Origin of the sequence: Microbacterium candidum, assembly GCF_030315975.1 — a bacterium.
Classification (GTDB): domain Bacteria; phylum Actinomycetota; class Actinomycetes; order Actinomycetales; family Microbacteriaceae; genus Microbacterium; species Microbacterium candidum.
In genome coordinates, this window is record NZ_JASXSZ010000001.1 from 869,589 (window position 1) to 884,239 (window position 14,651).

Here is a 14,651-nt window from a genome sequence, read left to right on the forward strand (position 1 = left end):
GTCAGCGCACAGGCGGAAGGTCGACGGGGTCGGCGGAGGGGACGGCATCCGCAGCACCGGACGCACCGGCCGCGCCACCGGACTCGGCCTGCCGGTCGGCACTCGGCTGAGCCACGGCGACCGCACCGGCCGCGCCGCGCCCGCCGGCCGCGACCGTGCCGGCGATGACGGCGTCGAGCTCGCGGGTCACCTCCCGCACGTAGGACGGGATGTCGAGGTGGCTGGCGTCGACCTTCCCGTCGAGGAACGCGAGCATGCCGTCGCGGAGCGCCTCGTCGCTCTGGGCGACGGCGTGGATCGTGTCGTTCGGGAGCGCATCGCGCACCGACGCGAACGAGGTCGACACGATCGGCAGGTCGCACAGCGCCGCTTCCAGCAGCACCATCGGCTGGCCTTCGTAGCGGCTGGACAGCACGAAGCAGTCCGCGGCGGCCATGAGCGCGAACGGGTTGCTCTGCGGGCCGGCGAGGAACGCGGCATCCGTCAGCCCGAGCTCGGCGGCGAGGGTCTCGAGGTCTCCGTGGAGGGGGCCGCCGCCGACGATCAGCAGCCGCGCCTCGGGGTGCTGAGCGTGCACCCGGGCGAACGCGCGCAGCAGCCGCGCCTGGTTCTTCTCCGGCGACAGACGGCCGACGGTGATGAACCACTTCTCGGCGCGCTCGCGGGAGGCGAGGGATGCGGCCCACACGGGCGGCTCGATGACCGCGCCCGCGTCCTCATCGGCATCGCCGTGCGCGTCGGCCCACAGGTCCTCGATCGCGACCGCCTTGCCGGCGGTCACCCGCGCGACGTTCGGCAGGTTGCGGACCGTGACGAACCGGTCCGCCGGGGCGTACGCCTCGAGCTCGGCGCGGTTGAGCTCCGTGAGCAGCGGTGACACCGACACGAGCTGATCGTACGAGCGGTAGAGCGAGAAGACGAGCCCGAGGCTGCGCAGGAACGGCTGCTTCCCGTCCACGGTGCGCTTGCGGTCGGCAGCCATCTCGTTGTGCAGCCAGACGGCGCGCGGCATGTCGGGCGAGCGCAGCAGCAGGTTCGACCAGAACGGGCTGTAGCCGCTGAAGTCGGCGAGCCAGTCGAACTCGGCGTCGCCGAGGATGCGCACCCACTCGTCGTTCCACAGGTCGGAGTGCCGCGTGTCCGAGTGCGGCTCGGGCGCGGTGCCGCGCCAGTCGTCGGCCTTGCGGCGCAGCTGGGAGAGCTTCGATCCGTTCATCCCGCCGATGCGGAACACCTGGCGGACGGCGGGGTGGACGTGCTTCTGGTTCTCGCGCAGCGTGCGCTTACGCACGCGCGGCATCAGCGCGGTGACGTCGTAGACGTCGTGGTCGATGGCGTTCAGGAGGTTCAGGACCGACGTCGTGATGCCGTTCGACTTCATGCCGCCGAGGAAGAAGAGGAGGCGCTTGCGGCCGTCGGTGCGCGCCGGGCGGACGCGGTATCCGTCCGTGCGTCCGCGGAAGACGACGTCGATGACGCGGGATGCCGCATCCCCGTCGTCGTAGGGAGTGAAGCGGGCCTTCCACTCGGCGTACCGGGGGGTGGGCTCCTCGGTGCCGTCGAGGAGCGCGCGCAGGTGCGCGCCGGCATCCGTCGCGTCGGGGATGACGGGACCGGGCAGCTCGTCGTCGGAGAAGTAGGTGCCGCGGTTGTCGTGATAATCGTCGGCGTCCGGGGTCAGGAAGACGATCGGCCGCCCCGTGGCGAGGTAGTCGAAGAAGATCGACGAGTAGTCGGTGACGAGACCGGCCGCGGCCCCCAGCAGCGCATTCGTCGGGATCGTGTTGGGCACGAGGAGGCGCTTGAGCTCCGGCCGCTGCGCGGCGAGGCGGTGCACGACCTGGTGGGTCTTGAGGAACACGCGGATGCCGTCGCCCAGCGCCGCCTGCAGGGCCGTCGTCTGCTCCGCCAGGGCGTCGAGGTCGTCGGTCGGGTCCTGGAACGAGGCGCCCTTCCAGGTCGGGGCGTAGAGCACGATCGGCAGGTCGCCGGGCTCGAGCCCGTGATCGCGCAGCGCGTCGCGGGTGCGCAGCTCCTCGGACGCCGAGAGGAACTGCCGGTCGATCCGCGGGTACCCCTCGGTGACGATGCGCCCTGTGTACACGTTGTGCAGGCGATACGCGTCCTCGTACATGCCCTCGGCCATGAACGGGTTCGCGGCGAGGAGGTAGTCGGCGGAGAGGAAGTTGCGCAGCGTGTTGCCCGCCTCCCACGCGCCGTCCGGCATGTCGAAGCCCATGTGCTTCAGCGGAGTGCCGTGCCACGTGTTGAGGTAGATCTGCCCCTCCCGCTTGCCGAACTGCGGCGGGAAGGTCGCGTTGTTGACGAGATAGCGGCTGGTCGAGACGGCCTTCCAGTAGGCACCCGACCCGCGCTTGACCATCTTCACGCGCGGATGCCGGCTGAACTCGGCGTCGAACGCCGCCTCGGCCGCGTCGTCGTCGAGCGCCCAGATGTGCGTGAAACGGCGGAAGTCGGGGTCGTGCAGGAGCTTCCGGAAGATCGCCTCGGGGTTGCACAGCATCCCGTTGCCCGCGAACGACTCGTAGAGCACCGTGTCCGGCCGCACCGGGCGGGAGCGGTAGAACGCGTTGCGGTCGGCGGCGCCGGCGCGGCGCAGGCGACGGGCGTAGCGCGCCACGCGACGCGTCGCGGCCTTCGTGAGTCGGGCGGGGGAGGCGGGCATCCTCCCAGTCTTCCGCACCCACCTTGGAAAAAGGCGGGCGGGCACTGTCGGGAGCGGACCTGTGATGCTGTCGTGATCGGCGCGGCGATCACGCATGTGGGGCCGGGAGTCGGGCACGCTGGGCGGATGCCGCCCGCACAACGCGTCGCCTTCCGCATCCGCCCCGTCGTGTTCGCGGTCGCCGCGTTCGTCGTCGTCCTGGCGGCGGGTCTCCTCATCGTCGCGAACCCCGCCTGGTCGGCCGCGGAGCTGAAGATCGTCGTGGCCGTCAACGCGGCGTGGACGCCGTTCCTCGACGCCGTGGCGAAGACGATCAATGTCGTGTTCGGGCCGCAGGGCGCGGTGTTCGTCGCGATCGGCGTCGCCGCGATCGTCTGGATCTCGACGCGATCGTGGCGGGTGACGGTGCGGCTCGTGTTCGCCGCGGGTCTCGCGTGGGCGATCGCCGACATCGTCAAGCCCATCGTCGGGAGGCTGCGCCCCGACCCGTCCGCGATGACGCACCTCATCATCCCGGACCCGCTGACCTACAGCTATCCGAGCGGCCACACCGCCTTCGCGACCGCGCTCGGTGCCGGTATCGCGATCGTCGTCGTGACGGGGCGGATGCGGGCGCTCGCCGTGGTGCTCGCGGTCGCGCTGGCGGTCGTCACGGCGTGGTCGCGCGTGTACCTCGGCGTGCACTACCCGACGGACACCCTCGCGGCGATGGTGCTGGTGCCGTTCCTCGTGATCGGACTGGATGCCGTCGGCCGCTGGGCGATCGCGCGCTTCGCTCCGACGCACGCCGCGGACTGAGGAGTCGGCCTCGCCGCGCGGCCCATTCAGGCCGCGTTAAGGCGACTGTGGTGTGATCGAGCGCGTGCCCCAGCCCGGAACTGAGCAGTCGCGCCTGCGTGTGAGCGCTGTTCTCGCGCCCGTGCTGGTGGGTCTCGCGGCCTTCACGGTGTCCGCGGTCGGCTCGTGGATCCCGAACCTGTGGGGCGATGAGGCGGCCTCGCTGCTCTCCGCACAGCGGTCGCTGCCGAGCCTGTGGACGATGATCAACCACGTCGACGCCGTCCACGCGGGCTACTACGTGCTCCTGCACGGCTGGATCTCGGTGTTCGGCGACTCGCCGTTCTCGATCCGGTTCCCGAGCGCGCTCGCGGTCGGCGCCGCGGCCGCCGGGATCGTCGTGCTCGTCCGCTTCTTCTCGCGCACGTGGTTCGCCGTCCTCGCCGGGCTCGCGTGCGCCGTGCTGCCGCGCATGACGTATGCGGGCGAGGAGGCCAGGTCGTACGCGATGACGGCGACGATCGCGGTGTGGCTGACCGTCATCCTCGTCGCGGCGATGCGTCGCGATCGGCACGGTGACCGCCTGTGGATCGCGTACGGCGTTCTGCTCGCGCTCGGCACCCAGCTCTTCCTGTACCTCGCTCTCATCCCCGCCGCGCACGCGATGGCGATGGCGATGCTGCGCCCTGCGCGCGCCTTCTGGCGCGTGTGGCTCAAGACGTCCCTCATCGCCGGAGCCTTCGCCCTGCCGTTCGTCGTGCTCGCGGCATCCGAGCATTCGCAGATCTCGTTCCTCGCCGATCGCAACGACTCGACCCTCCCGGTGGTGCTGCCGAACGCGTTCTTCGCCGAGGGGCTCGTCATGTACGTCGGCTGGGGTCTGTCGCTCGTGACGATCGTCGCGTTCGTCGTGCGTCGCATCCGGCGCACCGCGTGGACCCCGATCGACCGCCTCACCGCGATCGTGCTGCCATGGGCGTTCGCCCCGTTCATCCTGCTCGAAGCACTCAACGCGCTGATCCCGGCGTTCACGTCGAGGTATCTCACGATGTGCGCTCCCGCCGTGGCGGTCGTGATCGTGCTCGGGGTGCGCGAGATCGTGCTGCTCGTGCAGCGGGCGACGACGAGGATGCGGTGGCCCGCCGCCCTCGCGGCCGGCGCTGCGACAGTCCTCCTCGTCGCTCTCGTCGTGCCGGCGTGGGCGGACCAGCGCACTCCGTACGCGAAGAACAACAGCGACTGGTCGCAGATCAGCGACACGATCGGAGCGAGCGCGCATCCGGGCGACGCCATCATCTTCGACGAGACCGTGCGACCGTCGCGCAAGACGCGTCTCGCGATGCACGCCTACCCGGCGGGCTTCGCGAACGTCACCGACGTCGGCCTTTCGAAGCCGTACTACGAGGTCGCGAACTGGGCGGATGCCACCCTCCCGATCGCGAAGGTGATCTCCAGCGGCCGGCTCGACGGGTTCACCCGCGTGTGGGTCGTGGAGTACGCGACCGGCGGCACCGTCGACACCTATGGCCTCGCTGCCCTCGAGGCGGCCGGCTTCCGGCGCACCGAATCGGTGCGCGAGCACTCGAGCGTCATCTACCTGTACGAGCGGGCGGCCGGCGGGTCCGAGGCCACTCCCGCGCCCTGAGCGACCGCATACGTGCCGGTCGTTGAGCGAGGAGCGCAGCGACGAGTCGAAACGCGCTGACGTCGCAGGTTCGCCTCACTGCGTTTCGTCTCGCTCGCTCGCTCAACGACCGGCGCGGTATGGGACGCTGCCGGTCGTTGAGCGAGGGAGGAACGACCGAGACCAAGCGCAGGTGGGTGCGTTGTGAGGTCGGCTCACTGCGTTTCGACTCGCTCCGCTCGCTCAACGACCGGAGCGTTTCGGCTCGTGGAACGACGAAGGGGATGCCGCGGCACCTGGCCGCGGCATCCCCTTCTCTGCACGTCTCTAGAGGCGGGTCCACGCCTCGGTCAGGACGCCGCGGAGGATCTGGCCGATCTCCGCGAACTCCGCCGGCCCGATCGTGAGCGGCGGGGCAAGCTGGATGACGGGGTCGCCGCGGTCGTCGGCGCGGCAGTACAGGCCCGCGTCGAACAGCGCCTTGGAGAGGAACCCGCGCAGCAGGCGCTCGGCCTCGTCGTCGTCGAAGGTCTCGCGGGTCGTCTTGTCCTTCACCATCTCGATGCCGAAGAAGTAGCCGTCGCCGCGGACGTCGCCGACGATCGGCAGGTCGCGGAGCTTCTCGAGCTCGGCGCGGAACAGCGGCGAGTTCTCCCGCACGTGGGCGTTCAGGCCCTCGTCCTCGAAGATGTCGAGGTTCGCGAGCGCGACGGCCGACGAGACAGGGTGTCCGCCGAACGTGTACCCGTGGTAGAACGCCGTGTCGCCGTGGCGGAAGGGCTCGTAGATCTTGTCCGAGACGATCGTGCCGCCGAGGGGCGAGTAGCCGCTCGTGACGCCCTTCGCGAACGTGATCATGTCGGGCTGGTAGCCGTACGTGTCGCACGCGAAGTAGTTGCCGATACGACCGAACGCGCAGATGACCTCGTCGCTGACGAGCAGCACGTCGTACTTGTCGCAGATCTCGCGCACGCGCTGGAAGTAGCCGGGGGGAGGCGGGAAGCATCCACCCGAGTTCTGAACCGGCTCGAGGAAGACCGCGGCCACCGTGTCGGGGCCTTCGAACTGGATCATCTCCTCGATGCGGTCCGCCGCCCAGACGCCGAACGCCTCGAGGTCGTCGGCCGGCGCGCCCATCTCCGCAGCGCGGTAGAAGTTCGTGTTCGGGACACGGAAGCCACCGGGGGTGACCGGCTCGAACATGCCCTTGATGCCCGGGAGACCCGTGATCGCCAGGGCGCCCTGCGTGGTGCCGTGGTAGGCGATGGCGCGCGAGATCACCTTGTGCTTCGTGGGGCGGCCCTGCAGCTTCCAGTAGTACTTCGCGAGCTTGAACGCCGTCTCGACGGCTTCGCCGCCGCCGGTGGAGAAGAATACGCGGTTGAGGTCGCCGGGGGCGAGGTCGGCCAGGCGGTCGGCCAGCTCGATGGCGGCGGGGTGGGCGTACGACCAGATCGGGAAGAAGGCCAGCTCCTCGGCCTGCTTCGCGGCGACCTCGGCGAGGCGCTTGCGGCCGTGCCCGGCGTTGACGACGAACAGGCCGGCGAGGCCGTCGATGTACTGCTTGCCGGTCGAGTCCCAGATGTGGTGGCCCTCACCGCGGACGATGATGGGCACCCCGTCGCGCTCCATCGCGGACTGGCGCGAGAAGTGCATCCACAGGTGGTCGCGGGCCATGGCCTGCAGTTCGGACTCGGTATGGGTGGCTCGTTCGGATGTGAGCGACATGAAGACCTCCGTAAGGCTCATCACCGACGTTACTCGGGGTGCCCCGGCCGGTCACCCGTGCTGATCGTCCGGCCTTCCGATGCTGCCGGTCGATCCATCCGGGAGGCGAGGACGGCGTCCCACACGGCGTCGGCCACGGCGCGCTTGGATCCGGATGCCTCGACGGCCACATCGCCGTCGGCACCGAGCACGATCACCGCGTTCGAAGCGCTCTCGAAGCCGACCGACCACCCCACCTCGTTGAGGACGAGGAGATCGGCGCCCTTGCGCGCGAGCTTGCGCCGGCCGCGCTCGAGCAGTTCGTCGCGGGTCGGCGCGGTCTCGGCGGCGAAGCCGACGATCGTCCGGCCGGGCACGCGGTCGCGGCCGAGCCCGGCGAGGATGTCCTCGGTCTCGACGAGCTCGATCGTGCGAGCCCCGGGCGACGACTCCTTCGCGAGCTTGCGATCGGCGACCTCGGCAGGCCGGTAGTCGGCGACGGCCGCGGCCATCACGACGACGTCGGCGCCGGATGCGGCCGTCCGCACCGCCTCGCCGAGGTCGGCGGTCGTGCCGGCGCGCACGAGCGAGATGCGCGGGGACATCGCATCCTCCAGCACTCCGTCGTCGACGTGCGCGGCGACCAGCGTGACACGGGCTCCGCGGTCCGCGGCGGCGCGGGCGAGGGCGGTGCCCTGGCGCCCGCTGGAGCGGTTGCCGAGGTACCGCACCGGGTCGAGCGGCTCGCGCGTGCCACCGGTCGACACGACGACGTGGAGGCCCGCGAGGTCCTGCTCCCGCTCCACGAGCGACAGCGCGAAGGCGACGATCTCGTCGGGCTCGGTCATGCGGCCGGGGCCGATGTCGGTGCCGGTGAGGGCGCCCGCATCCGGCCCGATGACGTGGACGCCGCGCTCGCGAAGAGTGGCCATGTTCGCGACGGTGGCGGGATGCATCCACATCTCCGTATGCATCGCGGGCGCGACGACGACCGGGGCCTTCGTCGCGAGGAGGGTCGTGCCGAGAAGGTCGTCGGCCATGCCGGCGGCCATCTTCGCGAGGGTGTTGGCGGTGGCGGGCGCGACGATGACGAGGTCGGCCGCCTGGCCGATCGCGACGTGCCGCACCGCGGCGACGTCGTCGTGCACGCTCGTGGTCACCGGATGCCGGCTGATCGCCTCCCACGTGGGCTGCCCGACGAAGCGCAGCGCGTTCTCCGTAGGTACGACGTGCACGTCGTGCCCGGCGAGCACCAGCGAACGCACGACCTGTACCGTCTTGTATGCGGCGATCCCGCCCGTGACTCCGACGACGACGAACACGTGTCGATCCTCCCACGCCCGGCGCGCTGCGGAAGGGACGCGCATGTGCACCGTCGTCATCCGGGTTCCGGAGGCCGAGGGCCCGATCCGGATGCTCGCGGTCCGCGATGAGGATCCGACGCGCGGCTGGGTCCCCCTCGGCGAGAACTGGCCGGAGCGTCCCGGAGTCATCGGCGTCCGCGACGCTCGCGCGGGCGGCGCCTGGCTGGCGGCGGATGCGGCGGAAGGTCGCCTCGCGGTTCTCCTCAACCGCCAGAGCCCCGAACCGCCGCCCGGTGTCACACTCGTGACGCGGGGCGCCATCCCTCTCGACGCGGTCGCGGGACGCCCGCCGCAGCCGACCGTCGCGACCGCCGGCTTCAACCTCGTGACGGTGGATGCGGCCGGTGCCGTGATCGTCACGTGGGACGGCGTGGATCGCACCGAGACCCGCATCCCGCCCGGCACGCACATGATCGCGCACCGCGATCTCGACGACACCGAGACGGAGCGCATCATCGCGTGGCGGGGGCCGTTCACGGCGGCGTCGACGGAGGGCTCGGACGACGACTGGTGGATGCCGTGGCTCGACGTGCTGCGCGAGTCCGGCGGCCTGTCGCCCGTGGACGCGCGCGCGATCGTGCGCGACAACGAGCCGCTCGGCTATCCCACCCAGACGACCCTGCTCTGCGTGGCCAGCGTCGCGCCCGGCGATCTCGACGTTAAGTACGCGCAGTTCACCGAGCCCGGCCACTGGAACACCGTCATCCCGCGCTGACTCACCCTTCTCCTCATCGACTTGCGGAATACGGCGGGTATTCCGGGCCCGGATGCCGCCATAAGGCGCAAGTCGATGACGGATGTGCGAGTCGTACGACGGCGGCGTCAGTACGCTGAGCGCGTGGTCCACTTCGATCTCGACCTGCTCCTGATCCCGCTCGTCGCCGTTCTCGCGCCGCTGCTGACGCGCGGGCTCGGCAGATGGGTCCGCATCCCCGTCGTCGTGTTCGAGCTCGTCCTCGGCATCCTGATCGGGCCGAGCGTGCTCGGGTGGGCGTTCCCGTCCGACTTCGTCTCGACCCTGTCGCAGCTCGGTCTCGCGATGCTGTTCTTCGTCGCGGGCACCGAGATCGACTTCCAGGCGCTGCGCGGGCGCAGCGGCAGCCGCGCCGGGATCGGATGGCTCATCAGCGTCGCCGTCGGCGTGGCGGTCGGGTTCCTCATCGCGCCGGGGGAGGGCGCCGTGATCGTCGGGATCGCGCTGGCATCGACGGCGCTCGGCACCCTGCTTCCGATCCTCCGGGATGCCGGCGAGCTGAAGACGCCGTTCGGCAAGGCCGTCAGTGCGCTCGGCACCGTGGGCGAGTTCGGGCCGCTCCTCGCGATCTCGATCTTCCTCGGGACCCGCGCACCCGGCCGGGCGACGATCGTCCTCGCCGTCTTCCTTCTGATCGCCGCGGGCGTGATCTGGTACGCGTTCCGGGCGCCGCAGGGCCGGCTGCACGACTTCGTGACGTCGACCATGCACACGTCAGGTCAGTTCGCGGTGCGCATCGTGATCTTCCTCATCGCCGCGCTCGCGTTCCTCAGCATCGCGCTCGACATCGACATGCTGCTTGGCGCGTTCATCGGCGGTGTCGTGTGGCGCCTCATGCTGCGGGATGCGGACGAGCAGCTGCGCGAACATGTGGAGAGCAAGATCGAGGCCGTCGCCTTCGGCTTCCTCGTGCCGGTGTTCTTCGTCTACACGGGCGTGACGTTCGACCTCGCGTCGCTCCTCAAGAACCCCGTGCTCCTCGCTCTCGTGCCGGTCGCGCTGATCCTTCTCCTGATCGTGCGCGGGCTCCCGTCGATGCTGGCCGCCCCCGTCGGCTCGAAGTCCCGCGACCGGTTCTCGATCGCGCTGCTCGGAGCGACCGGCCTCCCGATCATCGTCGCCGTCACCGGCATCGGCGTGGACAAGCACCTCATCTCCTCCGGCATCGCGGCGGTGCTCGTCGGCGCGGGCATGCTGTCGGTGCTGCTCTTCCCGCTCATCGGGATGAGCCTCCGCGGCGAGCGCGACCTCGTGTCGACCGTGGAGGAGGAAGACAGCGCATGACGGATGCGGCGGGCCCACGTGACGTGCATGCCCTCATGGCCGACGCGATCGGACGGCTGAGCGGCGCGCCGCGGGAGCGGCTGGGAGCCCTCGAGCCCGAGCGGCGCATCCTCGGGATCCCGCGCGCCGCACGCATCAGACCGGCGGGCGACGCGTGGCACCTCGGGGTCCTCCTGCTGACGCCGGACATGGCGCTGCTGGAGACGGGGGAGATCGTGCGGGCGCGCACCGAGGCGCGCCGCGGGTACACCGCCGAGTCCCAGCGTCAACGTGCGGCGCTCGCGGCGGCCGCTCGGCGCGGAGGATTCGCCGAGGGCGAGACGGTGCACGTCGGCTGGAGCGTGATCGACGTGGATGCGGTCGCCCGCGGCGAGGCATCCGGCCCCCTGGCCCTCCGCGACGGTGTGCCGATGGTGCGCTGGAGCCACTCCACGGGCTTCGTTCCGCTCGCCGGCTACCTCGACGAGCGGATCGAGCTGCTGCGGCATCCCCTCCCCGGCGCCTGACGCGTCGCCGGCCTTGCCCCCGACCCCTCCCGCCCCTGCCCCTGCCCCTGCCCCTGCCCCTGCCACCGCCCCTGCCCCTGCCCCTGCCCCTGCCCCTGCCCCTGCCCCTGCCCCTGCCCCTGCCTTCTCGCCGACTTGCCGCAAATGGCGGGAATGATGCTTCGCATACTCGCCATACGCCGCAAGTCGGCGCAAGGAGAATGCCCAGAGGGCGGGGCACGGAGGGCGGGGCCGGGCCGCGGAGGGCGAGGCCTGGGGGCGGGGCCTGGGGGCGGGGCCTGGTGGAGGAGGGTCAGGAGGCGAAGCGCTGGGCGAAGGCGCGCACGATCCGCATCGGCTCGGTGACCGACGCCGCGAGCACCCGCTGCGCCAGCACGTCGTAGTCGGCGGATGCGAAGTATCCGTCGTCCCGGTAGATCGCCATGCGCTCCGTGAACGCGCGGGTGGATGCCTCGGGGTGGAACTGCGTCGCATACAGGCGATCGCCGTAGCGGTAGGCCTGCACCGCGGCCGCCTCTCCGGTGGCGAGCAGCACGGTGCCGGGCGGCGGCTCCGCCGACCCCTCCTTGTGCGCGGTCAGCGCCGTGAAGCGCGTCGCGAGCCCGCCGAAGAGGGGGTCGCGCTCGCCCTCGGGCGTCAGCGTGACGACCGTGGGCCCGGTGTCCTCGGGATACGCGCGGCTGACCTCGCCGCCGAGCGTCCGCGTGGCGATTCCGATGCCGTAGCAGGTGAAGAGGGCGGCCGGTCCGTCGTCGGCGGCCGCGGCGGACGCGAGGGACGCGAGGGATGCCTCGACATGCTTCTGCTCGTCGGTCTTCGTCGACTCCGGGTCGGTCATGTTGAACGGGCTGCCGCCGACGAGGTACCCGTCGTACGCGTCGAGCGCAGGCAGCGGCGAGCGGACGAGGTCGAGCGCATCCATCTCCTCCGCCGAGACCCCTGCAGCGGTGCGGAACGACTCGTACTCGGCATCCGCCGCCCCGCGCTGCGGACGGACGCACACGTACAGCAGCCGGGCGGTCATGGCGCTGATTCTAAGGGCGAGCACGGTGCCCCGCATCCGTCGATGAAGATTTCCGAAGTCCTTGTATCAGGGCGCCCTCTTCCGACTCGTTGCCTATGTGGACACAATGGGCGCTATGACCGACATCGATCGGTCGGAGCCGGGCGAAGAGCGTTTGGGGACTGCTCCGCCCGTGGCATCCGACGATTCTGCCGCGCCCGCTCGCTGGGAGCACGCGGCCGCCCTGTTCCTGCGCTGGCGCGAAGGTGAGACGCGCGCGATGGACGCCCTCGTGCGCCTGATGACGCCCGTGCTGTGGCACGTCGTGCGTGCGTACGGGCTCGACCGTGCGCTCGCGGAGGACGTCGTCCAGACGACGTGGCTGACGCTCGTGCGCCGGCACGACACGATCCAGGATCCGCGCGCGGTGTCCGGGTGGCTCACGATGTGCGCCCGCCGCGAGGCCTGGCGCATAGGCAAGATGCAGCGCCGCGCCGATCCCACCGAGGTGGAGCACCTCGAACCACATCTTCCGACCAATGAGTCGGCCGAGCACGACGCCGTGCTCGATGACGAGAAGCTCCGGCTGTGGACAGCAGTCGGTGGGCTCGACGATCGGTGCCAGCGGCTGCTGCGCATCATCGCGTTCGAGGAGCGCCCTGACTATGCCCGGATCGCCCAGGATCTGGCCATGCCCGTCGGTTCGATAGGGCCGACACGTCAGCGCTGCCTCATCAAGCTCCGCGCCTTGCTCGAGGGCGCTGGATGGGGAGAGGAATGACGACATGGACATCGAGGACCTCGCCGGTGACACGGCGCTCTTCACACGACTTCGCCGGACATGGGAGGACGTCGATCCCGTGCCCGCAGATCTCGCCGACAGGATGGTGGCCGCGGTCGCCGTGGAGGACCTGTCGCGCGAGTACGCACTCCTGACCCTCGTCGAGACGGATCTCGCAGCCGTCCGCAGCGACACCGACACGCTCACGCTGCAGTTCAGCGACGGCACGACGACCGTCCTGCTGCACGTCACGCAGTCCGACACGGGGAAGCATCGGGTCGACGGATGGGTCGATGCCGAAGCCCTTGCGGTCCGGCTCGTGCAGGATGCCGGCGAGTTCGCTGCAGAACTCGGCGAGCACGGCCGGTTCGCCTTCGACGGCGTGCCCGGCGGGGTCTCGCGCATGAAGCTCGCCGTGCGCGACGAGGCCGGCGACCTCCACGACTTCCAGACTCCGCAATTCGAAGTGTGATCCCTGAGGAGAGACGATGACAGACCCCGGATCTCGATCGACCGGTTCCTGGCGCGACCGCTATGACGCGGCGCGGGCGCAGGGAGTCCCCCTGGACCCGTCGAGTGAGCCGGTCAAGGGAGTCGACGCCTACCCGACGTCATACGATCGCTCCCATCTGCTGATCACTGTCTCGGACGGTGAGCTCGATGATCGGCTCGCACTGCTTCGTGACGCCGGGTCCGATTTCGGCTGGGGAATCCAGCTGCAGAACATGGATGGCTCCGAGCTCACGCCGGAGGATGCCTCGGCCCGCGCACAGCGGTGGCGCGAGGCCATGGACCTGCCGATCATCCACCGCGTCGAGATCTTCCCGCAGCCGAGCCCCGACAAGGACGACCAGCCGGTTCCGCCGATCGACGCGTGGCGGCTCCTGCAGCGCGCTCGCGCGCGGGCCGCGGCTCGCGGAGACGGCCCAGCGGTGCCCGGCGTGAGCCTGGATCACGTCATGACCGTGGATCCGTTCGGCGGCGGGACCAACCCGTTCGGTGGAGGCACGAATCCGTTCGGCGGGGGCACGAATCCGTTCGGCGGCGGGACCAACCCGTTCGGCGGCCGGACGAACGACCTCGGCATGGTGGGATACGCAGTGCCGGGGACGGGCGGACGCCAGGTCGTCGACTACGCGGGTGCCGGACCTCAGCGGTCGGCAGTGCTGAGCGCGGGAGGCAGACGCCCGGTCGTCGCCATCCTGGACACCGGATGCGGGTCTCACGAGTGGCTGCCGGATGACATCGTGACGAGATACCCGGTCGTCGACGGCCGAGTCGTCGGCGACGCCGATCCCTCGACCGATCCGGAGGTCTTCCCCGACCAGGCGGGGCCGTACGACGGGATGCTGGATCCTGCCTCGGGACACGGCACGTTCATCGCGGGCATCATCCGCCAGCTGGCGCCGGAGGCCGACATCGTCGCCGTCCGAGTCGCGAACAGCATGGGGGCGCTCCTCGAGGGCGACTTCATGATGGCGGTGCGCTCCCTCGTGAAGTGGATGATGACACCGGAACCAGCCGGGGGACGTCTCATCGACGTCATCAATCTCTCCCTCGGCTACTACCACGAGACCCCGGACGACGATCTGTTCGATCGGACTCTCGCGGAGATGCTGCTCGTCGCCCGGCGCAACGGATGCGCTGTCGTCTGTTCGGCGGGCAACGATGCGACGGACCGTCCGGCATTCCCTGCTGCGCTGTGGAACTGGACCGGGGCCGATTTCTACGTCGATGACTCCGTGGATGCTGCGCCGCACACGGCGGTGGGCGCGCTCAACCCGGCGCACCGTTCGGTGGCGCTCTTCAGCAACATCGGAGGCTGGGTGAAGGTCTACGCGCCGGGGGTCTCGGTCCTCAGCATCACCCCCGGCTTCGTCGGCGGCACGCAGGCGCTCACCCGTAACGATCGGGAGGGTCTGAGGCGTGAGAGCCTCGATCCCGACGACTTCCGTGGCGGGTATGCGGTGTGGAGCGGGACGTCTTTCGCCGCACCGTACATCGCCGGCTCGATGGCGCGATCGATCACGGATCCGCTCATGCGAGGACAGGCGAATCTCGCGTCGGAGCGGATCGCGAACCTTCGCGCCGCCGAGGGAGCGGTCATCGCCGACTGGGATATCGCGGAGATTGCATCCATGTGACGAACGGCGCGGCATGATGAT

Annotated in this window: 12 protein-coding genes; 8 read left to right on the plus strand and 4 right to left on the minus strand. The window is 70.4% G+C overall.

All coding sequences use genetic code 11. The annotated features are described in order from the left end of the window. Position 1: 1 nt before the first annotated feature. Positions 2-2,686, minus strand: coding sequence for a glycosyltransferase (locus QSV35_RS04070; RefSeq protein WP_286286969.1), 2,685 nt, complete (start codon positions 2,684-2,686; stop codon positions 2-4). A gap of 126 nt (positions 2,687-2,812) precedes the next feature. On the opposite strand from QSV35_RS04070, the gene QSV35_RS04075 reads away from it, so the two are divergent. Next, positions 2,813-3,484 carry a phosphatase PAP2 family protein gene (locus QSV35_RS04075; RefSeq protein ID WP_286286971.1) on the plus strand — a complete coding sequence of 224 codons (672 nt, stop codon included), beginning with the start codon at positions 2,813-2,815 and terminating at the stop codon, positions 3,482-3,484. 52 nt (positions 3,485-3,536) lie between these two features. Further along, on the plus strand, positions 3,537-5,108 hold the full coding sequence (locus tag QSV35_RS04080) for a glycosyltransferase family 39 protein (RefSeq protein WP_286286972.1): 1,572 nt from the start codon (positions 3,537-3,539) through the stop codon (positions 5,106-5,108). A gap of 306 nt (positions 5,109-5,414) precedes the next feature. On the opposite strand, the gene QSV35_RS04085 is transcribed toward QSV35_RS04080, so the two are convergent. Together QSV35_RS04085 and coaBC are read right to left on the minus strand one after the other, a co-directional pair. Continuing rightward, positions 5,415-6,815: an aspartate aminotransferase family protein gene (locus QSV35_RS04085; RefSeq protein ID WP_286286974.1), complete on the minus strand. Its 1,401-nt coding sequence runs from the start codon at positions 6,813-6,815 to the stop codon at positions 5,415-5,417. A 29-nt stretch (positions 6,816-6,844) separates the two neighbouring features. Further along, positions 6,845-8,116: a bifunctional phosphopantothenoylcysteine decarboxylase/phosphopantothenate--cysteine ligase CoaBC gene (gene coaBC / locus QSV35_RS04090; protein ID WP_286286975.1), complete on the minus strand. Its 1,272-nt coding sequence runs from the start codon at positions 8,114-8,116 to the stop codon at positions 6,845-6,847. 43 nt (positions 8,117-8,159) lie between these two features. On the opposite strand from coaBC, the gene QSV35_RS04095 reads away from it, so the two are divergent. The 3 genes from QSV35_RS04095 to QSV35_RS04105 all read left to right on the plus strand — a co-directional run bounded on the left by QSV35_RS04095 (position 8,160) and on the right by QSV35_RS04105 (position 10,702). After that, the gene (locus tag QSV35_RS04095; RefSeq protein ID WP_286286977.1) at positions 8,160-8,873 is read left to right on the plus strand and encodes an NRDE family protein; all 714 of its coding nucleotides are present in this window, start codon (positions 8,160-8,162) and stop codon (positions 8,871-8,873) included. A gap of 123 nt (positions 8,874-8,996) precedes the next feature. After that, on the plus strand, positions 8,997-10,196 hold the full coding sequence (locus QSV35_RS04100; protein WP_286286979.1) for a cation:proton antiporter: 1,200 nt from the start codon (positions 8,997-8,999) through the stop codon (positions 10,194-10,196). Beyond that, positions 10,193-10,702 (plus strand): glutaminase, encoded by a 510-nt coding sequence (locus QSV35_RS04105; RefSeq protein WP_286286982.1) that lies wholly within the window; start codon positions 10,193-10,195, stop codon positions 10,700-10,702. Before QSV35_RS04100 ends, QSV35_RS04105 begins: the two co-directional genes overlap by 4 nt. A 292-nt stretch (positions 10,703-10,994) precedes the next feature. Here the strand turns inward: QSV35_RS04105 and QSV35_RS04110 are convergent, their stop codons facing one another. After that, positions 10,995-11,726, minus strand: a complete 732-nt coding sequence (locus tag QSV35_RS04110; RefSeq protein WP_286286984.1) for a glutamine amidotransferase-related protein — start codon at positions 11,724-11,726, stop codon at positions 10,995-10,997. A 115-nt stretch (positions 11,727-11,841) separates the two neighbouring features. Between QSV35_RS04110 and QSV35_RS04115 the strand changes: the two genes are divergently transcribed. The 3 genes from QSV35_RS04115 to QSV35_RS04125 are packed head-to-tail and all read left to right on the plus strand — an operon-like array spanning position 11,842 to position 14,630. Then, the gene (locus tag QSV35_RS04115; RefSeq protein WP_286286985.1) at positions 11,842-12,486 is read left to right on the plus strand and encodes an RNA polymerase sigma factor; all 645 of its coding nucleotides are present in this window, start codon (positions 11,842-11,844) and stop codon (positions 12,484-12,486) included. 4 nt (positions 12,487-12,490) lie between these two features. After that, positions 12,491-12,958, plus strand: a complete 468-nt coding sequence (locus tag QSV35_RS04120; protein ID WP_286286988.1) for a hypothetical protein — start codon at positions 12,491-12,493, stop codon at positions 12,956-12,958. A gap of 16 nt (positions 12,959-12,974) precedes the next feature. Further along, the gene (locus QSV35_RS04125; RefSeq protein WP_286286990.1) at positions 12,975-14,630 is read left to right on the plus strand and encodes a S8 family peptidase; all 1,656 of its coding nucleotides are present in this window, start codon (positions 12,975-12,977) and stop codon (positions 14,628-14,630) included. Positions 14,631-14,651: the final 21 nt, after the last annotated feature.